This window comes from Helicobacter pullorum (genome assembly GCF_900638355.1).
GTDB classification, from domain to species: Bacteria; Campylobacterota; Campylobacteria; order Campylobacterales; family Helicobacteraceae; genus Helicobacter_D; species Helicobacter_D pullorum.
Genome location: NZ_LR134509.1, coordinates 23,568 through 42,905 on the forward strand (window position 1 = coordinate 23,568; position 19,338 = coordinate 42,905).

Annotated in this window: 24 protein-coding genes; 12 read left to right on the plus strand and 12 right to left on the minus strand. The window is 34.0% G+C overall.

The genetic code is table 11. The features are described 5' to 3' along the window. The first annotated feature begins 1 nt into the window (after position 1). Complete coding sequence (gene gltS / locus EL247_RS00095; protein WP_172594070.1) at positions 2 to 1,213, plus strand: sodium/glutamate symporter; 1,212 nt, start codon at positions 2 to 4, stop codon at positions 1,211 to 1,213. 339 nt (positions 1,214 to 1,552) lie between these two features. Next, complete coding sequence (gene queF, locus EL247_RS00100; protein ID WP_065829711.1) at positions 1,553 to 2,020, plus strand: preQ(1) synthase; 468 nt, start codon at positions 1,553 to 1,555, stop codon at positions 2,018 to 2,020. A 2-nt stretch (positions 2,021 to 2,022) separates the two neighbouring features. On the opposite strand, the gene EL247_RS00105 is transcribed toward queF, so the two are convergent. The 3 genes from EL247_RS00105 to EL247_RS00115 form a co-directional block, all read right to left on the minus strand. After that, complete coding sequence (locus tag EL247_RS00105) at positions 2,023 to 2,382, minus strand: YraN family protein (RefSeq protein ID WP_126442204.1); 360 nt, start codon at positions 2,380 to 2,382, stop codon at positions 2,023 to 2,025. A 1-nt stretch (position 2,383) separates the two neighbouring features. Beyond that, the gene (locus EL247_RS00110; protein WP_065827734.1) at positions 2,384 to 3,661 is read right to left on the minus strand and encodes a homoserine dehydrogenase; all 1,278 of its coding nucleotides are present in this window, start codon (positions 3,659 to 3,661) and stop codon (positions 2,384 to 2,386) included. 78 nt (positions 3,662 to 3,739) lie between these two features. Then, the gene (locus tag EL247_RS00115; RefSeq protein WP_054194862.1) at positions 3,740 to 4,063 is read right to left on the minus strand and encodes a hypothetical protein; all 324 of its coding nucleotides are present in this window, start codon (positions 4,061 to 4,063) and stop codon (positions 3,740 to 3,742) included. 158 nt (positions 4,064 to 4,221) lie between these two features. Between EL247_RS00115 and EL247_RS00120 the strand changes: the two genes are divergently transcribed. From EL247_RS00120 to EL247_RS00135, 4 genes are read left to right on the plus strand one after another with little or no spacing between them, the layout of a single operon-like run. Continuing rightward, complete coding sequence (locus tag EL247_RS00120) at positions 4,222 to 5,073, plus strand: ATP phosphoribosyltransferase regulatory subunit (protein ID WP_040499764.1); 852 nt, start codon at positions 4,222 to 4,224, stop codon at positions 5,071 to 5,073. Beyond that, entirely contained in the window at positions 5,070 to 6,320 is a 1,251-nt protein-coding gene (locus tag EL247_RS00125; RefSeq protein WP_104745784.1) for an adenylosuccinate synthase, read from the plus strand. Before EL247_RS00120 ends, EL247_RS00125 begins: the two co-directional genes overlap by 4 nt. Beyond that, entirely contained in the window at positions 6,317 to 6,742 is a 426-nt protein-coding gene (locus EL247_RS00130; protein WP_126441895.1) for a flagellar export protein FliJ, read from the plus strand. The genes EL247_RS00125 and EL247_RS00130 overlap by 4 nt, the downstream gene beginning before the upstream one ends. Continuing rightward, positions 6,742 to 7,350, plus strand: a complete 609-nt coding sequence (locus EL247_RS00135; protein WP_104745785.1) for a MotE family protein — start codon at positions 6,742 to 6,744, stop codon at positions 7,348 to 7,350. Before EL247_RS00130 ends, EL247_RS00135 begins: the two co-directional genes overlap by 1 nt. Before the next feature lie 84 nt (positions 7,351 to 7,434). Here EL247_RS00135 and EL247_RS00140 read toward each other — a convergent pair whose 3' ends face one another. Continuing rightward, entirely contained in the window at positions 7,435 to 8,298 is an 864-nt protein-coding gene (locus EL247_RS00140; protein ID WP_230845573.1) for a hypothetical protein, read from the minus strand. A 138-nt stretch (positions 8,299 to 8,436) separates the two neighbouring features. Between EL247_RS00140 and EL247_RS00145 the strand changes: the two genes are divergently transcribed. Next, a complete protein-coding gene (locus EL247_RS00145; protein ID WP_232019765.1) occupies positions 8,437 to 8,928 on the plus strand; it encodes a hypothetical protein in 492 nt (163 codons plus the stop codon). A 52-nt stretch (positions 8,929 to 8,980) separates the two neighbouring features. Beyond that, the gene (locus EL247_RS00150; protein WP_104745786.1) at positions 8,981 to 10,069 is read left to right on the plus strand and encodes a hypothetical protein; all 1,089 of its coding nucleotides are present in this window, start codon (positions 8,981 to 8,983) and stop codon (positions 10,067 to 10,069) included. Between the two features lie 68 nt (positions 10,070 to 10,137). Here EL247_RS00150 and EL247_RS00155 read toward each other — a convergent pair whose 3' ends face one another. From EL247_RS00155 to EL247_RS00165, 3 genes are read right to left on the minus strand one after another with little or no spacing between them, the layout of a single operon-like run. Then, complete coding sequence (locus tag EL247_RS00155) at positions 10,138 to 10,707, minus strand: C39 family peptidase (RefSeq protein WP_104745787.1); 570 nt, start codon at positions 10,705 to 10,707, stop codon at positions 10,138 to 10,140. Next, complete coding sequence (locus tag EL247_RS00160; protein WP_104745788.1) at positions 10,707 to 11,924, minus strand: hypothetical protein; 1,218 nt, start codon at positions 11,922 to 11,924, stop codon at positions 10,707 to 10,709. Before EL247_RS00160 ends, EL247_RS00155 begins: the two co-directional genes overlap by 1 nt. Before the next feature lie 49 nt (positions 11,925 to 11,973). Further along, positions 11,974 to 12,480: a bacteriocin gene (locus tag EL247_RS00165; protein ID WP_126441896.1), complete on the minus strand. Its 507-nt coding sequence runs from the start codon at positions 12,478 to 12,480 to the stop codon at positions 11,974 to 11,976. 184 nt (positions 12,481 to 12,664) lie between these two features. On the opposite strand from EL247_RS00165, the gene EL247_RS08675 reads away from it, so the two are divergent. Together EL247_RS08675 and EL247_RS00170 are read left to right on the plus strand one after the other, a co-directional pair. Then, positions 12,665 to 13,141 (plus strand): FkbM family methyltransferase, encoded by a 477-nt coding sequence (locus EL247_RS08675; protein WP_269470977.1) that lies wholly within the window; start codon positions 12,665 to 12,667, stop codon positions 13,139 to 13,141. Continuing rightward, positions 13,084 to 13,470, plus strand: coding sequence for an FkbM family methyltransferase (locus EL247_RS00170; RefSeq protein WP_269470978.1), 387 nt, complete (start codon positions 13,084 to 13,086; stop codon positions 13,468 to 13,470). Before EL247_RS08675 ends, EL247_RS00170 begins: the two co-directional genes overlap by 58 nt. A gap of 21 nt (positions 13,471 to 13,491) precedes the next feature. Here EL247_RS00170 and EL247_RS00175 read toward each other — a convergent pair whose 3' ends face one another. The 5 genes from EL247_RS00175 to EL247_RS00195 form a co-directional block, all read right to left on the minus strand. Beyond that, positions 13,492 to 13,806 carry a DMT family transporter gene (locus tag EL247_RS00175; protein ID WP_065827029.1) on the minus strand — a complete coding sequence of 105 codons (315 nt, stop codon included), beginning with the start codon at positions 13,804 to 13,806 and terminating at the stop codon, positions 13,492 to 13,494. Then, entirely contained in the window at positions 13,803 to 14,234 is a 432-nt protein-coding gene (locus EL247_RS00180; RefSeq protein ID WP_005021777.1) for a DMT family transporter, read from the minus strand. Before EL247_RS00180 ends, EL247_RS00175 begins: the two co-directional genes overlap by 4 nt. A gap of 258 nt (positions 14,235 to 14,492) precedes the next feature. Further along, the gene (locus tag EL247_RS00185) at positions 14,493 to 14,720 is read right to left on the minus strand and encodes a DUF2798 domain-containing protein (protein WP_054195264.1); all 228 of its coding nucleotides are present in this window, start codon (positions 14,718 to 14,720) and stop codon (positions 14,493 to 14,495) included. 262 nt (positions 14,721 to 14,982) lie between these two features. Beyond that, complete coding sequence (locus EL247_RS00190) at positions 14,983 to 16,923, minus strand: heavy metal translocating P-type ATPase (RefSeq protein ID WP_126441897.1); 1,941 nt, start codon at positions 16,921 to 16,923, stop codon at positions 14,983 to 14,985. Positions 16,924 to 16,932: 9 nt separating this feature from the next. After that, positions 16,933 to 17,274 carry an ArsR/SmtB family transcription factor gene (locus EL247_RS00195; protein WP_065827031.1) on the minus strand — a complete coding sequence of 114 codons (342 nt, stop codon included), beginning with the start codon at positions 17,272 to 17,274 and terminating at the stop codon, positions 16,933 to 16,935. A 166-nt stretch (positions 17,275 to 17,440) separates the two neighbouring features. Here EL247_RS00195 and EL247_RS00200 point away from each other — a divergent pair, with 166 nt between their 5' ends. Continuing rightward, entirely contained in the window at positions 17,441 to 18,355 is a 915-nt protein-coding gene (locus tag EL247_RS00200) for a DUF2860 family protein (RefSeq protein WP_104745936.1), read from the plus strand. Between the two features lie 9 nt (positions 18,356 to 18,364). Then, positions 18,365 to 19,153, plus strand: coding sequence for a HesA/MoeB/ThiF family protein (locus EL247_RS00205; protein WP_104745935.1), 789 nt, complete (start codon positions 18,365 to 18,367; stop codon positions 19,151 to 19,153). Positions 19,154 to 19,338: the final 185 nt, after the last annotated feature.

A 19,338-nucleotide genomic window follows, 5' to 3' on the forward strand; every position in this document is an offset into this window, starting at 1 on the left:
TATTATGGAAATTTCATTAAATTTTTATGCAACTTTAACGGCTTTGGTCGGAGTTTTGTTGCTTGGAAGATGGATAATATCTCGCAGTAATTTTTTAAAAGATTATAATATTCCAGAGCCGGTTGTAGGCGGGATTATTGCAGCAATTGTAATCTTTTGTCTTTTGAAATGGGGAGGAATCAAGTTTCAATTTGATAACTCACTAAAAGATCCTTTAATGCTTGCTTTTTATGCAAGTATTGGGCTAAGTGCAGATTTTGCTTCTTTCAAAAAGGGTGGAAAGATTTTATTTGGATTTTTGTTTATTGTAACAGGACTTTTGATTTTGCAAAATATCGCTGGAATCATAGCCGCTAAAATCATGGGTGTAAATCCGCTTATAGGGCTTTTAGGTGGTTCTATTACTATGAGTGGAGGGCATGGGACAGGTGCTGCTTGGGCAGATGTTTTCAAGGAAGCGCCTTATAATTTCACAGCGGCAATGGAAGTGGCTATGGCGTGTGCAACTTTTGGTTTGATTGCAGGAGGTATTATCGGCGGACCTGTGGCACATTATTTGGTAAAAAAATACAAACTAAAGCTTCCTAATGCGCATTTGCAAGATGATACAGAGGTGGCATTTGAAAAGCCAGAAAAGGAGCGTTTAATCACGGCAACTTCTTTTATAGAATCTTTGGCATTGATTGCGATTTCATTGCTAATAGGGACAATGGTTGCTAAACTCTTTCAAGGCTCTTCTTTTACTATGCCTACATTTGTGTGGTGTTTGCTTGTGGGTGCAATTTTGAGAAATATTTTGCAAGCGACGAAAATCCATCAAGTTTTTGATAGAGAAGTGGCAGTTTTAGGGAATGTTTCGCTTTCATTGTTCCTTGCTTTTTCGCTGATGGCAATCAACCTTGTGGAGCTTGTTTCTTTGGCTTTGCCGATGGTGATTATTTTGCTTATTCAAGTGATTATTATGATTTTTTATGCAATTTTTGTTACCTTTAGATTCTGCGGCAAAGATTATGATGCGGCAGTTTTGGCAGCAGGGCATTGTGGATTTGGACTTGGGGCAACACCAACAGCAATGGTAAATATGCAAACAGTAACTCAACATTATGGACCAAGCCATATGGCGTTTATTGTTGTGCCTTTGGTGGGAGCGTTTTTTATTGATTTGATTAATGCTTTTGTGATTAGTGGGATAATCAAACTTCCATTTTTCTAGGATTTTAGAATTACTAGGGCTTTTGGCTTAAGGGATTAAAATTTATAATAAAGCATAAAAGGAAATCAGAAATCAAGAAGGCTTTGAAGGGAGATAGGATAAATATTGCAAAAGGCGTTGCAAAAAGTAAGTGAGATTATCTCATTAGCAGAATAATAGGACCATCCAAACTCCGCTAAAAAATTAAAGGTTTGAGGGTAATGGCGATTTATACACAGAGGGGCGAAATGGAAGGCTTGATTGTTGATATAGAAATATCAAAATAGAGCCTAGAGATAGCATAAAACCAAAGTAAATGAATTTTAAAGAGCCAAAATCTGGCTATAAATAAGGATAAATATGAAACTAAAACAGCTAGGAAAGCAGATAGAATATACTTTTGACTACAATAAAAAGTTATTAGAAACTTTTGAAAACAAGCATTCTAATCGGGATTATTTTGTGAAGTTTAATTGTCCGGAATTCACAAGTCTTTGCCCTATCACAGGGCAGCCAGATTTTGCGACAATTTATATTTCTTATATTCCAAATATCAAAATGGTAGAATCTAAATCTTTGAAACTTTATTTGTTTAGCTTTAGAAATCATGGTGGATTCCATGAAGATTGTGTTAATACAATTTTGAATGACTTAGTGGAGCTAATGGAGCCTAGATATATTGAGGTTTGGGGGAAATTTACCCCAAGAGGAGGAATTAGCATTGATCCTTATGTAAATTATGGAATCCCAAATACAAAATATGAGGAAATGGCACGATATAGGCTTTTAAATCATGACTTATATCCAGAAAAAATTGACAATCGTTAAGTTTAAGAAAAAAGCGTAAGATTCTCCAGCCATTGCACATCAAAAGCAGAATCTTGAGTGTTTTGTTTGGAGAGTATCAATGCACTTAAACAATAAGAATCTTTGCTGCCCTCAAGCTTTAAATACATTTCTACACTTTTGATAATTCTCTCTAGTTTTGTTTTTGTAATATTAAAAACCGGTTCAAATCCAATACCGCTTTTGACTTCAATAAAGTGAAGTATTTTGTCTTTTTTGGCAATAATATCAATCTCACCAAAAGGCGTGAAGTAATTGCGTTGGATAATTCCAAAACCATTTTGCATAAGAAATTCACACGCAAAAGTTTCAGCCTCTTTGCCCTTTTGCGTTGTGTTTTTCATCTTAGTTTTTTTCAATTCGTATCATTATGGGTTTTTCTTGTGTGATTTCAAGATTGTTGATTTTCTCTAGTGCAGTTTGGATTTTGGATTCTGTGCAAATATGAGTAGAAAGCAGCAATACAGAGCAGTTTTTGTTTTTGGATTTGCGTTGCAAAAAAGTATCAATAGAAATTTCCTCTTCTCCCAGAATTGTCGTAATTTGAGCTAAAACTCCCGGCTTGTCAAGCACAATGATTCGCAGATAATACGCACTTTGAATCTCAGCTATAGGCTTTAGTTTGAGGTTTTTTTCAATGGAGGTTTTAAAACCTAGCATTGGAGAACTTTTGGTGCGAGCAATCTCGATAATATCAGAAATCACCGCACTTGCTGTCGCATCTCCGCCAGCCCCAGCTCCATAGAAAAGCGTTTCGCCTACACTATCACCTACCACGCTAATAGCATTCATTACGCCATCTACTTTGCCAATCATTGCTTGTTGGGGCAAAAAAGTCGGGTGGATTCGCAATTCTACACTCTCTTTGTCTTTTTTGGCAATTCCCAAAAGTTTGAGGTTGTAGCCAAATTCTTTGGCAAATTCAATGTCTTCTTGTGTGATGTCAGTAATGCCCTCTATCAAAATATCTTCGGGCTTTGCGTCAATCCCATAGGCAATACTTGCTAGAATTAAGAGTTTGTGTGCTGCATCAAAACCACCAATATCAAAACTAGGATCACTTTCTGCATAGCCGAGTTTTTGGGCTTCCTTTAGTGCTTCTTCAAAGCTCACGCCGCATTCTTTCATTTGGGTTAAAATATAATTACAGGTCCCATTGATAATTCCACAAATACTTAAAATGTGATTTGCTCCAAGTCCATCACGCAAAGCCTTGATGATAGGTATTCCACCTGCAACGCTTGCTTCAAAGCCAATAGGCAAATCCCCGGCAATTTTTTGTAAATCATAGCGATGATAGGCAAGCATTGCTTTGTTGGCAGTAATAAAGGCTTTGGAATTATAGAGCGCCTTTTTTGCAATTTCAAATGGCTCTTTAATGCCTCCAGCAAGTTCTACAACAATATCAATTTCAGGGTCTTCTAAAATGCTTTCCACTTCATTAGTGATAGGGAAATCAAAAATATCCCTTACTTTGGAAATATTTCTCACCACGCCTTTTTTGATAATAATATTGCAACCAGCTCTAGCAGCAATTAGTTCTTGATTGTTTTTTAGGATTCTTGCTACACTGCTCCCAACGACGCCCAAGCCGATGATACCGATATTTAATTGTTTTTTCATAAAGATGCCTTTTGCATAAAGCTAGAATTATACCATTTTGGATAACAATTTTTTGAAAAATTACTTCTATAAAATGTTTTAAATTTTTTTAAAATTCCACAAAAAATCCGCCAAATAGCGTTCTTGCCTGTTCTCTTCTAAGAGATCTTGGATTTCTCCAAAAGTTTCTTCATTGATTCCAAATTCTTTGTCTAGCCATTCTTTTTGGGAGAGGAAAAGCGAGCTAAAAGCGCTATTTGAGCTTGGTGGAAGTGTGGAGGATAAGTTTCCTATTGGAGATTTTGTCGGAGTTTGTGTGTTGGGTATAGAGGTTGGAGTTTGGGGAGGAGTAGATTCTTGTGGCTTTGGTTTTGATGGAGTGGGCGGATTGAGTGTTGCTTGTGTGTTGATTTTAAAAGCCATTTCTTCCCCTTTCTATCATTTTGTATTTTATCTTTTAAATTAGATTCTAGCACAAAAAGTTAAGATTCTTGTTGATTTTGATAATAGATTTTTGATAAGTCTAATATTAAACTTATGCTATAATGCAATCTTTAGAGAATTTTTCAAGGATTAATATTTTGATTTTAAGCCACGAAATACCACAGGATTCAAAGCTTTATTTTGGAAAAAGTGCAAAAATTAAAAGAGATTTTGAAAATTTGGTAAGCAAAACATTTTATGAAAATGGTTATGAAGAAATACTCACCCCTTCATTTACTTATTTGCAACATCAAAGAGATACGCAAAGCAGAGAGTTTGTGAGGATAAGCAATCCCTCTAATCATCAAATTGCCTTGCGTAATGATTCTACAATTGATGCAATTAGGCTTTTGGCGCCTCATCTCAAAGAAAACGCTATCAAAAAGAAGTGGTTTTATATCCAGCCTATTTTTGTTTATCCAACCAAAGAGATTCATCAAATTGGTGCAGAGAATCTAGAAGAACGCGATATTTTGCCTTTTATTGAAATGTCTTTGAGTGTTTTGTGTGAGATTCAAATCAAGCCTCTTTTGCAGCTTTCTAATGTGAAGATTCCAAAGATTTGTGCTAAAGAATTTGGAATCCCTTTGGAAGTATTTGAGAAAAATGAGGTTGGGACTATCCAGAGTGCAAATGCTTTTTTGTCAGAACTTTTGGAAGTGCAAGATGAGCAATCCCTTAAGGCGGTGCTTGAAAAATCTCCAAAATGTTTGCAAGAAGAGCTAGAAAAATTATTGGATTTAGCAAAGCAAATTGATTATCAAAACAAGATTCTAGCGCCGTTTTTTTATTCGCCTATGTCTTATTATAGCGGTATGCTTTTTAGGTTTTTTTTGGAGAATCAAACGATGATTTTGGGCGGTGAATATGAAATTTTAGAGCAGAAAGCTTGTGGTTTTGGATTTTATACAGATGCTATAATTTTGCATTTAATGAAGGAGGGCAAATGAATACAAAAGCAGATTTGATTGTTGGGATTCAGTGGGGAGATGAAGGCAAAGGCAAAATGGTTGATTTATTGGCACAAAATTATGATTATGTTGTGCGTTATCAAGGTGGGCATAATGCCGGACATACAATTGTCGTAGAAGGGAAAAAATACGCTTTGCATTTGATTCCTTCAGGGATTTTGTATCCTAAGTGTAAAAATATCATTGGTAATGGGGTGGTGATTAGCCCTAGTGCATTGATTGAAGAAATGCAGCAATTTTCAGAGTTGGAAGGGAGGCTATTTATTAGCACAAAAGCTCATTTGATTTTGCCTTATCATGAGTTTTTGGACAAATTAAGCGAAAAGAGAGCTAAAAAAGCCATCGGAACGACAGGCAAGGGAATAGGACCAGCTTATACTGATAAAATCGCAAGAAAAGGTTTTAGGGTCGGTGATTTGAGAGATACGCAGTCATTGTGTGAAAAAATATTAGAGCTTATGGAGGAGAAGGATATTATTAATCTTGGTGGAGAGATTCCAACCAAAGAAGCATTGAAAGCCACGCTTGATTCTTATGCACAAGCACTTTTGCCCTTTATAGCTAATACAACAGATATGCTATGGAAGGCTATGGATAGAGGGGAGAAGATCCTTTGTGAGGGTGCGCAAGGGAGTATGTTGGATATTGACCATGGAACCTATCCTTTTGTTACTAGCTCTACTACCACAGCTTCAGGGGCGTGTAGTGGGACAGGAATCTCTCCTAGAGAATTGGGGGATGTGATTGGGATTACCAAAGCATATTGCACAAGGGTGGGGAATGGACCTTTTGTGACAGAGGAAGAGGGCGAAATTGGTGAGACTTTGCGTCAAAAAGGCGGAGAGTTTGGGGTAACTACCGGACGCGCTAGAAGATGTGGTTGGCTTGATGCAGTGGCAGTCAAGTATGCTTGTCGATTAAATGGAGTCAATGCTTTGGCAATGATGAAATTAGATGTGCTAGATGGTTTTGATGAGGTGAAAGTGTGTGTGCAATATCAAGATAAAAATGGCAATGTTTTGGAATTTTTCCCTTTTGATTTTGAGGGAATATGCCCTATTTATAAGACTTTCAAAGGTTGGGATAAAACAGCTGGAATTAGGGAATTTGATGCGTTGCCCAAAGAAGCACAAGAGTATATTTTGGAATTAGAAAAGTTCATTGGAGTGAAATTTACGATGATTTCGACAAGCCCTGATAGGAATGATACGATTTTTAGGGCATGAAAACAAAATTCACTCAACTTGTGGTATTGCGTAAAAAAAAGGTTGATGAAGCAGAATTAATGCTCCAAAAAAACGCACAAAAGATTATAGATAAACAAGCTGAAATAGACGCTCTAATCCGAGAATTTTCGACATTGGAGGAGCCAAAAAATGGTGTTTATCAAGCTTTTTTGACTTTTGTCCATCACAAAAATGAATACCGAGAAACCATTGATTTTAAAATGGGAGAATTGGCGTTATTAAAAAAACAAAAACAGGAATTGCAAGAATATTTTAAAATGCAAAATGTTGAATATGAAAAAGCAAAATATTTAGATGGGCTAGAGGTTAAAAAGATTTTGGATAAAATTAGAAGACAAGAAAGCAAGGATTTAGATGAAATTTCTGTAATGCTTTATGCCAACCATCACAAGGAACAATAATGAAAAAAATATTATTTTTGAGCTTTTGTTTTTCGGGTTTTTTATTGTTTGCACAAGAGAGGCAGATTGTTGATTGTAATATTATTTTTGAACAGAGAAAACAAGAGATTTTGAAAGAAATTGAAAAAATTGATGAACAACAACAAGCTTTACAGGCTTTGCAGCAAGCAACACAAAGTGTTTTAGACCAAAAAGATGCAGATTTGAAAAAAAGAGAAGCTGCATTGAATGAAGAAAAAAAGGCAATAGAACAGAAAGAAGCCAATATTCAAGCACTTTTGAAAAAAAATGAAGAGATTCTCAAAGAGATTAAAGACGCCACACAAAGCAAATTGGGTGCAACTTATGCGAGTATGAAAGATTCTAAATCTGCAGCGATTTTGGAGAATCTGCCAGAATCAGAGGCGGCAAGAATTTTGTTTTCGCTTGATACTAAGGTTGTCAGTAAAATTTTGGCAAAAATGGATCCGCAAAAAGCAGCAAACCTTACGCAGATTATCCAAAAGGGACCTCCTTTTGAAACGCAAGAAATCATACAAACAAATATGCAAAATAATCCCCAAAATATCCCGGTAAATGCAGATTCTAATTCAACAAGTTCTATGTAAAATTATGTGATACAAAGCATTTAGATGATTTTTGAAAATTATTGAGCAGCATGCAGCGAAGATAAGGAAAATCCTTATCTGTGATTAAAATTTTTTCCACAAACTAATTGTAAAAACACTATCAGGAGCCGATGAGCTTCCTCCAGCTGTGCCAGATACAGAAATAGCAGTATCAGAATTTAAACTATAAGTAGCTCCCAAAGAAAATGTAGGAATAGAATAAGAATTAGAAGTTTTTCGCCCTTCAAATTTAGAGCCACTTTGGTATCTTTGTTCTAACCCCACATCTAAAGAGATTTTAGGACTTAAAATAATGGACATATCAAACCCAAAATAAAAGCTATTGCCATATTCTAATTTCCCATAGTTAAAGTTTCTATCCATATTATAAACACCGCCAATATAAAGTGATGAGATAACAGGGTCGGAATAATTTTTGAGTGCAAATTGAGCGGAAAAAGATTTGAAAATAAAGTTTTTTGCTTCATCGAAATGCTCCTCTCTTTGAATAACTCCACCTTGTAAGGTAACTTGTGGGACAAAAATACCTCCGATAGTATCTCCTGTATAAATTCCACCAATCCATAAAGAATCAAAATCAAAACTTCTCTCGCTTTCAAAAGAAAAACCAAAATTGCTTACATATTCATTTTGTTTATAGCTTCCATTACCAGCTACAAGAATATCAAATTTAGGTGTAAGAGTGTAAATAAAAGTTTGACTAATAGAGACTTGTTTTGTATCTGTCCAAGTTTTTGTGTCAGGCTGTGCCACAAGTGTGGGATACATATTGTAAATGTAGGCATTACCGCTACTTAGATAACTTACGCTTGTAATACTTCTTAAGCCAATTTGTTTTTTAAAAAGCGAATCCAAAGTAATGGGGTCAGAAGCAAAACAACTAATGCTTAAAAGTGCAACAAAAATCAAAAATGCAATCTTTCTCAACATAAAAATCCTTTTTGTAAAATTTAAAACTTAATGTTATAGCAAAAACAATTCCATATTTTATTTTTTAAATCCCTATTGACTTATAACTTATATATGTTGCAATAAAAACCAATATTTCATAAGAAAGGATTTAAAATGAAAAAGCTATTACTAACTTTATCTGTAATTGCTGGTCTTTTAAGCAATGCTTTTGCTATTGATTTAATTTCTGTGGCTACTAATGAAAAATCTAATGAAAATTCTTTGGGTGTTAAAACACTCAACAATCAAGAGATGAGTGAAGTTATAGGGGGAGCAAGTTTAATTAGACAATTCATAAAAAACTATGGAATAGTTAGCAATTCTGGACAAAATATATCTTATACAGCATACTATAAGATTGATCAAATAAGTTATGCAGATAAGGCTTACATAAATCTATTATCTAATGAAATAGGTGCGGTTAAAGTTACTTATGATTTTAGAACTAATAAAACATCAATTAGTATTGTTGCAATCAATGCTGCTGATAGCACAAGAATGCGAACTCTGTCTAATTTCAACGATATCAAGTCGAGAATAACAAATTTTGATAATGTTAAAAGTTGGATACAGACAGATAAGGCTAATATTAAATATTTTAGATAATTTGGTATATTTTTTGCTTACTTTTTTTTAGTTTTTAGAAAAAGGTAGACAAATGACTAGCATATCAAATTCTTTTTATTCTAATTATTTAAATATTTATAGCAGTCCAAACTCCGCTAATTCTACAAGCTATAAAGAAATACAAGAATCAAATACGAAATCCACAAACCCAAGCAATGAAGCAATCCAACAAAAAATAAATGATTTGTTAGCTGACTACCCACTACATCATCCTTATTATCTTCAATATGAAGATGCTATATTTTATGATAGAGTAGCAATTAATGGGGACAACGATACAGAATTTGAAAATTTTACAATGTTAAAACAATACTTGCTAGATAATGTCTCTCTCCCGACAGAACAAACATTTGAAGAGTCTAAAAATATTTTATCTCAAGAAATGAACAATATTTTGAATAATACTTATATAAGTAAGGGGGAGGATAGTAAAGAGTTTCAAGCGTTGTTATCATTTACAAAAACTTTTTTTGAAATGGATAAATCAAGGATTGATAGCAAACAAAAATTATTAAATCTGTTAAAACAAGGACAAGGTAGCCTAGAATATGCCACAAGTGATGAGTTTTATCATAAACTTTTTACAAAAACTGAAGGGCTTAGCACGATGACTTTAGAAGAAATCAATGCAATTAATGAAAAGCAAGGTTTTTTAAGTGATTATACTTCGGATAATTATCAAGTAGCCCATTGTTTCGAGGAATTTTTTGCATTAGCGGATTTATATGGATTGATTCCGCAAGAAAGTAAAAATAAAATTTTAGAAAATCTACAAATATCCCAAAGATACCTTTATAATCAAAGTGGAGATTTAGGAAACCACTTTCAATTAGGGGATTTCACTATTTCTTGGGAGGGTAATAGCACTCTATTTAATGCTTACCTCAATGGCTCTAAAATCTCTATTGCTTCACAATCCACACCTAATGATTTCCTTGCCTCTAACTTTGACACTACCCAAAGTATTTTTGATATACTCAATCAAAAAGAAAAATTAGAAAAGGAAAATCAAGACTTGAAAAACAAACAAGCAATAGAGGCTTATGGAATAAATGCAATCACTAACTCTTATACAAAAACCCAAAGAGATAACCTCTTAAAAAAAATAATAAAAGGATAAAGATGGTAAAGATATAAAATAGAGTCTTTGCCCCCAATCAACCAAACTCTATTCATAGAAAATCTATTTCATTTGAAAAATGCTTCGTTAGGAAATTCTAAATCTTTTATCATAGGTTTGGAGTTTTCATTTTTAGCAATTACAAGAGCAAATCCACCTGTATGATTCCTATCCCATACAGAATAAAACTCTTTTTTGGTTGCTTTATATTGTCCAAAATTAGGGTCAAAAACTTGAATAAAATCGCCTTTGTGATTGATAATTACAACAAAATGAGGGAATCTAGGGTCATTTTCTATTCTTACAAGCAAAGGATAAGAAGTTTGCTCTAATATTTCTCTTTGGAGTTGAAAGCCTTTAGTTGTATAACCTAGAGTATTTGCCACTTCTTGTAATTCTTTGAAGCTTAACATATCGGTTTTTTGATTTAAAAAAGCAAGTATATCTTGTTCGCTATATTGTTTAAATTCAAAGAGATTAAGTAAAGTAGCTAAAGCAGAAGCCCCACAAGATTCCTCATATTGCTGCCTTATAACATTTTGATTGTGGAGTTCTTGTAGAGATTTAACACTAAAAGCAAAAGCAAAGTTTGTTATAAAAACAAGCAAAAAAATGCGCAATAAAAGCATTTTTTGCATTATGCTTTTGCTTCCTTGATCATTTGATTAATGAAACTATCTATTTCTTTAGAAGTTTTAGAAGTTAAAGTGCTAGAATATCCATTGCCATAACTATATGCTTCTATTGCTTGTTTGTTTTTCAAGTCTTGATTTTCCTTTTCTAGTTTTTCTTTTTGATTGAGTATATCAAAAATGCTTTGGGTAGTATCAAAGTTAGAGGCAAGAGAGGCAAGGAAATCATTAGGTGTGGATTGTGAATCTGCGTAATCAATTTTGTAAGTATGTAGAGCCATTGAACGACCGCCAAAAACAGAATCATAATATCCTATATCATTTGTAAATCCTGAATTATCCCAAGATACTTTGATTCCGTTAATTTCCATAGAATTAGATTGCAAATAAAATCCCATAACTTTGGCAATGGAATCGGTAATTTTTTCTTGCTCTATGGGGGATAACATATCTGAAAGTGAAGCAAAGAAGCTATAGCCTGTTGATTCCATTTTATAATGTCTATAACTTGACATAACATGTTTTATATTTATTGTATCATCTAAATCTTGATTGTTTAAAGCATTTTTAAAACTTTGTAAATATCCCATAAAATCCTTATCTAAACTATCTTGTTCTATTCTAGCTCCATAAGCATATAAAATACTAGAAACCTTTTTATCATATTTTAGCTCTGGATAGTCTCTTGATATTTCTATATCATCAACATTCATTGTTCTATTTAAGCCACCTTCAGAATAAAAGATAAAATCTCCCTTTAGTGTATCCTCTACTATTTCGGGATTAGCCTTATAGAATTTTAGCATTAGATTATCCATTTGCTTATTTAGGAAATCTTGTGCTTCTTGCATTTCTTGTTGAGTAATTTTTATATTTGCACCACTTTGGAGCTTAGAATTAATTGTATCGATAAAATTCATATCATGCATATCTATGGTTGTGTGGAAACTATAGGGGAGAGGTTCAAATTCACTCTTTATAGTTTTGCTCCAAGTATCATGAAAATAACTAATATTCTTTTGAACTTTACTTAATATTTCCTCATCACTTTGAGTTTCTATCTGTGTATTTGATTCTTGTATTTCTTTATAGCTTGTAGAATTAGCGGAGTTTAGATTCACAAGAAAGTTATTTTCTAATTTAGAATCCTGATTTGCAAGATTTGAAAATTCTTTAGAATTGAAATTGTAGTAAGGATAATTAGAATAATTTAAGATTTGCATTGCTTATCCTTTTGAAATTTAAGAAAGGATAAGCAAAAGGTATTCCTTATTACCAATATTTACCAGCATCGCCTCTAATTTTGTTATTAACGCTATTAAATAATTCTTTTCCATTAGAATTGATTAACTGATTAGCGTAATAAGAATCAGCGGGACGTGTATAAACGGGATTGTTTTGATTCATGCCAATAATCGAAACACTAACTTTATTTGTTAGATAGTTTAAAGTGGCAGAAACCACAGGGACATATGGTGAACCACCAGTATTTAAACGACCATAGGCAACTTCATCTTGAGTTGTTGTAGTTTGGAAATTATAATATGCAGTATAATAAATTTTTGTATTACTATTATTCTTAACGCCATATTGATAAACTGGTTTCCCATATATATACGCCCCACCAATAATTTTACTCATCTCTTGATTATTGAGTGTTTTAACACCCAAAGAATTTTCATTAGATTTTCCATTAGTAGCCACAGAAATTAAATCAATAGCAAAAGCATTGCTTAAAAGACCAGCAATTACAGATAAAGTTAATAATAGCTTTTTCATTAACAAAACTCCTTTAAAAAATTTTTCAACACCATTATACTAATTTTTTATTTAGTTTTTTATTATATTCCCTGCTTTAACAAAAATTTATTTATGGATTGAATATTTTGTATGAATCAGTAACATAGTAATTATTTAAGGTTTTTAGCATTAAAATTCTTAATTATTTCCTAAAGGAGTTTTTATGATACATATTCAAAGACCTTTGCCTTTTATTCTCGCTTCAACGAATATTGGAACAATGATTGTGAATCATTTGGATAAATGTGAAACTCCTAATGGTGCCTATGGAGTAGGTTACCAGTTTTTACAAACAGGTTCTTTTGATTTTTATGAAGTGGAGAGTGTGGTTGCCTTATTGAATCTTAGGCGGCAATATTTTGGTGATGGCGTGGTTGCTTTGGATTGTGGTGCAAATATTGGAGCCCATAGCGTAACTTGGGGCATTGCTATGACGCATTTTGGGCGTGTAATTGCTTTTGAGGCACAAGAGAGAATCTATTATGCTCTAGCAGGAAATATCGCAATTAATAATTGTTTTAATGTTAAGGCAATTTTTGCTGCTTTGGGTAATCCTTCTAACAAGCGGGGGGGGGGGGCTTTTTGGATGTTCCTCAAGTGGATTATACTAAGCCTGCTTCTTTTGGAAGTTTGGAGCTAAAAGCAAACATAAATAATGAATTTATAGGGCAAAATATCGATTATCAAAAAACACAAAAAGTTCCCTTAATGAGTATTGATTCTTTGGAATTAGAGCGGGTAGATTTTGTAAAAATTGATGTGGAAAGAATGGAAGTAGAAGTGCTAAATGGAGCTATGAAAACACTTAAAAAGTATAAACCTATTTTATTAATTGAAGTCCTAAAAAGCCCGCAACAAGAAATTTTCGATTTGATTAAGCCTCTTGGCTATGAAATTTTTCCTATGGGTATGAATATTCTTGCTGTTTTTAAAGATGATCCTGTTTTGAAGCATATCAATCAAAAATAGGGGCAAAAGCCCCCTTGTGGATTAATTTAACGCCTTTAAGCCGATACTGCATACCACGATAGAGGCAACAAAGAAAAGCTTCCAAAAAGATTTTGATTCTTTGTAGATGAAAATGCCTACTAGCACGCCCCCAGCTGTTCCAATACCTGTCCAAACCGCATAGCCAATTCCCATAGGAATCTCGCGTAATGCCAAAGAAAGCAAGCTTAAGCTTAATACAAATAATGCTGCAATTCCAAGTAGGTAGCTTTTTTGGTTGCTAAGAGCAAATTTTTTCATACATATTACGCCAAAGATTTCCATAATTCCAGCTAATATTAAGTATATCCAGCTCATTTGCTATCCTTTTTTGTTTGCGTGGATTCTAGTGTTTCAAGTTTTTGGGCAATCGTATCAATACCCAAATCGTGAGAAAATTCTTGAATGACTTTTAGCTCTTGTTTGTCGTTTTCTTTGCTTGCAAGTTTTAGTCCAATCACGCTAAGGATTAAAAGTGCAATAAATGTGAGTTGCAAAGGGCTTGTAGAAGCACCAAAAACTACAATTTCGCTCAACGCCACACCAGCAGCACCTATCCCTACAAATACCGCATAAGCAATACTAACCTCGATTTTTTTAGTTGCTATAATCATCAAGCTAAATGAGCAAAACACAAGGATTCCGGTGATTATATAAGCCAAAAGGCTTGTGGAATATTTAAGCCCACTTACCCAAAAAATCTCCAAAATCCCGCCCAAAATGACACAAAACCAGCCTAGTTTCATAGTTTTCCTTAAAGTTAATGTAAATTTTAGTTTGATTGTATAAGTGATTTAAGTAAATTGTGGATTAATAAAGAGTTTGTAGAGCCATAATATTAAAAAGAAGCTTAAAGGCTTTAAGCGTTTTTATCGGTTTAATAAAAATTCTATATCGCATTAAGATTCCCTTGTGGTTTTTAGGAGTGGAATTGTAGCAGAAGTTTCTTAAGTAAATTTTAATAAAAGGGCAAAAGGGAGGGGGAATGGAGGTGTGAGAATATGCTATTTTTTCATCAAAGATTCTGCGAGTTTTGCAGCACGAGGGGCGACAAAAAACACGATAGGAAATGCAGCTACCCAAGCTTTTGGAAAAGCCTCTAAAAGCCATTGTGTAAAGAAAGAAGGAATAAATCCTAGGTTTAAAAAAGTGATGATTCCAGACATAATAAAGCTCATAAAAAGGGACATTATTCCTGCAAAAACTAAACGATAAAATCTTTTGGGTATCATTATAATTTTCCTTATATTTAATATTTTTGGCGGTATATTACAATAAATTTGTTGAGATAATCAATTTGTGATTGATTTATCCATTTTGTTTTTTGCTATCACAAAGGTGTGTTTTGGAGTATAACTATCAAGATTATTTTTAGAATGCCATTATCTAAAATTTAAGATTTTATCAATAGGGTTGCAAAGCATAGATTTTCATAGCCTTTTTGAGTAAAGCCTTCTTTGTATTGCAGGGCTTATTCTAGGCTATGGATTTTGCTTATCTAATAGCCCTAATGGCATTTAGCAAGGCTAAAATCGCTACTCCCACATCGCCAAAGAGTGCAATCCAGAGATTTGTAGCCCCAAAAGCTCCAAGTATCATAATTCCCGCTTTTACTCCTAGTGCAAAAATGATATTCTGCCACAAAATCGCACGAGTTTTTTTGGCTATTTGCAAAACCTTTGGGATTTTATTTAAATCATCATTCATAATTACAATATCCGCACCTTCCAAAGCAACATCACTTCCGGCTTTTCCCATAGCAATTCCAATATCGCAAAGGGCAAGTGATGGAGCATCATTGATACCATCGCCTACAAAAATCACCTTTTTTCTCTGTGCTTTTTGTGAAGCCAAAATTTCTTTTAAGTGAGTTACTTTGTCCTTTGGCATAAGCTCTGCAAAAAAGTGAGTAATGCCAATGGCGTTTGCAACTTGCTTCACTACTGACTTTTTGTCCCCACTTAGAATATAAAATTCTTTTAAATGCTCTTTTTTTAGAGTGTTTATAACTTCTTTTGCTTCCTCTTTGATTGCGTCCTCTAAGATGATATTTCCGATTATTTCACCATCAAAAGCAATGAAAATTTGACATTTTGCAATAGAATCTTCTTGAATGGGTTTTTGGGTAATAGATTCAATGAAGCGTGCATTTCCTAAAGCAATAGTTTTGTTCTCTAAAGTCGCACTAATTCCACTACCAGCACTTTCTTTGAGATTTTCTAAATGGAGTTTTTGCAAATTTTGCTCATTGGTTTGCTGGATAATAGCTTTTGCAATAGGGTGATTAGAATGAGATTCTAATGATTTTGCTATTTTTAATATAAAATCTTTATCATAATTTTTATAAGCATTAATTTCTTTTATGATTAATTCGCCTTTGGTGAGAGTGCCTGTTTTGTCAAATATAATGGCATTTGCGTCTTTTAGAGATTCAATGTAGCTTGAACCTTTGATTAAGATTCCTTCTTTTGATGCTCTGCCTAGTGCTGCAAAAAAAGTCAGCGGGATAGAGATTACAAGCGCACAAGGACAAGAAACTACCAAAAAGATAATTCCTCTATAAAGCCAAGTTTTAAAAGATTCTACAAAATCTGCTCCCATAGCCCAAAAATAAAGTGTTGGAAAAATCACAACACTAATGGCAAGTAGCGTTACAATGGGCGTGTAGTAACGGGCAAATTTGGTGATAAATTCCTCGCTTTTGCTTTTTTGTGCATTGCCCTCTTCAATAAGTTTGATAATTTTGCTAAAAGCGGAGTTTTCGTAGCTTTTGGTTGCCTTTAGGTGCAAGATTCCATCAAGGTTGATTCCGCCAGAGAGCAAAGAATCGCCAACTTTTACATTTTGTGGGATTGATTCTCCATTGAGTGCAGAATTGTCTATACTTCCTTCCCCCTTTATTACAATCCCATCAGCAGGGATTCTTTCTCCAGCAAAAATCACCAAAATATCATCTTTTTGGATAGTTTTTGGGTCAATATTTTCTGTTTTGTCTCCCTTTAATAAGTGGGCTTGTTCTATTTTGATGGAGGCAAGTGTGCGGATAGATTTTTTTGATTTTTCAACAATAAGGGATTCTAAGGCTTCACCAATGCGATAAAAAAGCAAAATAGCAACCGCTTCAGCACCTTCTCCAATAGCCCAAGCTCCAACGCTAGCTAGAGCCATTAAGCTATTCTCATTAAAAAATTCTTTTTTATAAAATCCAACAAGGGCTTCTTTTAGGATTTCATAGCCCAAAACAAAGTAGCAAAAAAGATAGAGGCTATTAAGCATAAAGGCTTCTAAATGTTTGCCAAAAATTTCAAAATCTTCTGTGAGTGCAAAAAGATAAATAATAATGCTAAGATAAAAAATCCCTTGAGTTAATTTCTCATTTGTGGGAGTTTGTGTGTTGTTTTGTTCATTTGAACAAGTGCTGCAACAATTTGCCATAGGATTCCTTTACATTTCTTGGATATGCTCTAAACCTTGCTCGAAAATCTTTTCGATATGGTCATCATCAAGTTCATAAAACACTTCTTTGCCTATTTTTTTGTATCGCACAAGTCTTGCTTGTCGCAGGATTCTAAGCTGGTGTGAGATGGCTGATTGTGAGAGATTGAGAAGAGTGGAGATTTCACTCACGCAAAGCTTTTCTTTTTGCAGTAGCGAGAGAATGCGGATTCGTGAAGAATCTCCAAAAATCTTAAAAAGCTCTGCTAATTCATACAGCAACTCTTCTTTGGGAAGTTTTTTGAGAATCTCTTCGAGAGTTTTGGAACGCTTTTCATCAAATTCTGCCATTTTTTACTCCGTTATTTTGGTGAAATATTAATCATATATGAATATATATTCATATATTTAAACTTTGGAATGGTAGTCTCTTTTTTCTTAAATCAAAATTAATCAGTGGATATTAAGCGAAAATTGCTACAATTCAGCTTTTTAAAAGATTATAAAAAGGTTTTTAATGATAAAAATAGCATTAACTTTGGCGATGTGCGGAAGTCTTGTATTAGCAGCAGAATCTGGATTTAGCGGAAATATTAGTTTGGGTGGCGGATTTAAAAAGGGAGAGAGCAATATTGATCCCTCATTAGATGAGAATCGCCTTAATAGTTTGAATGATAAAAATAACTCCACAGAGGCTATTCCGTTTCTTGGGATTGAGCTTTCTTATAAGGGGCTATTGAGCGATGATGAGGTGTATCTAAAAAACTATAATGGACGAGATGTTAGTGGTCTTAGTGTCGGATATGGATTGAATTATGGGAATAATAAGAGTGATATTGCTTTTATTGGATCTTTGCGTCAAGAAGCCTATGCAAATCCTTACCAAATCGGCGATAGAGAGGTAGTTGATAGGAATCAATATGGGCTTAAAATAGAGCAAACTTATCATTTTAATGAAAAATTAGATGTTTTTGGTCGCTATGTCTATGCACAAGATAACTACGATAAAGAAAATTTGGAGCAATCTTTGCGTAGAGAGGGAGATATACATGAATTTGAGGTGGGATTTAAATATTATGGTATAGAAATTGGTGCATACTATGATATGAAAAATGCCGATGGTAGTGCAGAAAGCTACGATGGTTTTGGGATTAAGATAGATGGAAACTTGCCTATTTTGGATAATGAAACTTTTGCAAATTTTGGGCTAGTTTATGGCAATAGAAGCTATGATTCTAAGAATATTATCTTTGATAAAACTAGGGAAAGTGATATTTGGAAAGCAAAGTTGGGAATCTCTAGACACAATATTTTTGGATATAAGGGTGTGTATGCTTTTGCTACTTATCTTTATAGCAATGTGAGCGATGATATTGGATTTTTTGATGAAAGATACCATATTGGATTAGTAGGCTTAGGGTATAGATTTTAAAGGGATAAAATGGGGCTTGATAAAGAAGAGCTGGAGCGTTATAACCGCAATATCTTGCTAAGTGGAATTGGAGAAGAAGGGCAGCAAAAGCTAAAAAATGCAAAAGTGCTTGTCGTAGGTGCTGGTGGGCTTGGTTCGCCGGTGTTGTTTTATCTAGCAGCAGCTGGAGTTGGAGAGATTGGGATTTGTGATGGGGATAGTGTAGATTTGAGCAATCTCCAAAGGCAGATTCTGCATAGAACGCAGGATATAGGGATTAACAAGGCAGAATCCGCTAAAGCAAAGTTAGAAGCACTTAATCCAAATATTTGCATTAAAATCTTTAAAGAGCGTCTTAATGTGGCTAATGCTTTGGGGATTATAGGGGATTATGATTTGGTTGTAGAATCTACAGATGCCTTTGCCTCAAAGTTTCTTGTCAATGATGCGTGCGTGCTTGGAGGGAAGATTTTGGTTAGAGCGAGTGCATTGCATTTTTGTGGGCAAGCTATGAGTATCAAGCCCAAAGAAAGTGCTTGTTATGCTTGTTTGTTTGATTCTCCCCCACAAGAAGAAATGCCAACGGGAGCTAGTGTTGGAATCTTGGGGGCAGTAGCAGGGCTTTTTGGTTGTATTCAAGCAAATGAAGCAATAAAGATAATTACAAGCGTTGGAGAGCCTTTGTTTGATAAGTTTTTGAGCTGCGATATTCGGGATATGGAATTTCGCAAAATCTCTATTAGACGGAATCCTAAATGCAAAATATGCGGGGAAAATGGCATTACAAGCTTGGAGGAAACTAGATATAAAAGTGTCTAAAAGTAGCTAAAGTCTTCAATTCAAAACTACTTTAAGATTTTAGCCCAAAACTCTATAAATTGGGCAATAATGATTATCTAGGATTTTAAACTATTTTATAATCACTCTAACTACTCTTGTTAATTTTCTAATCTAAAATTTAGATTGAGTGGCAATATAAAGCAATTCTTTGTATTAAGGGTAGG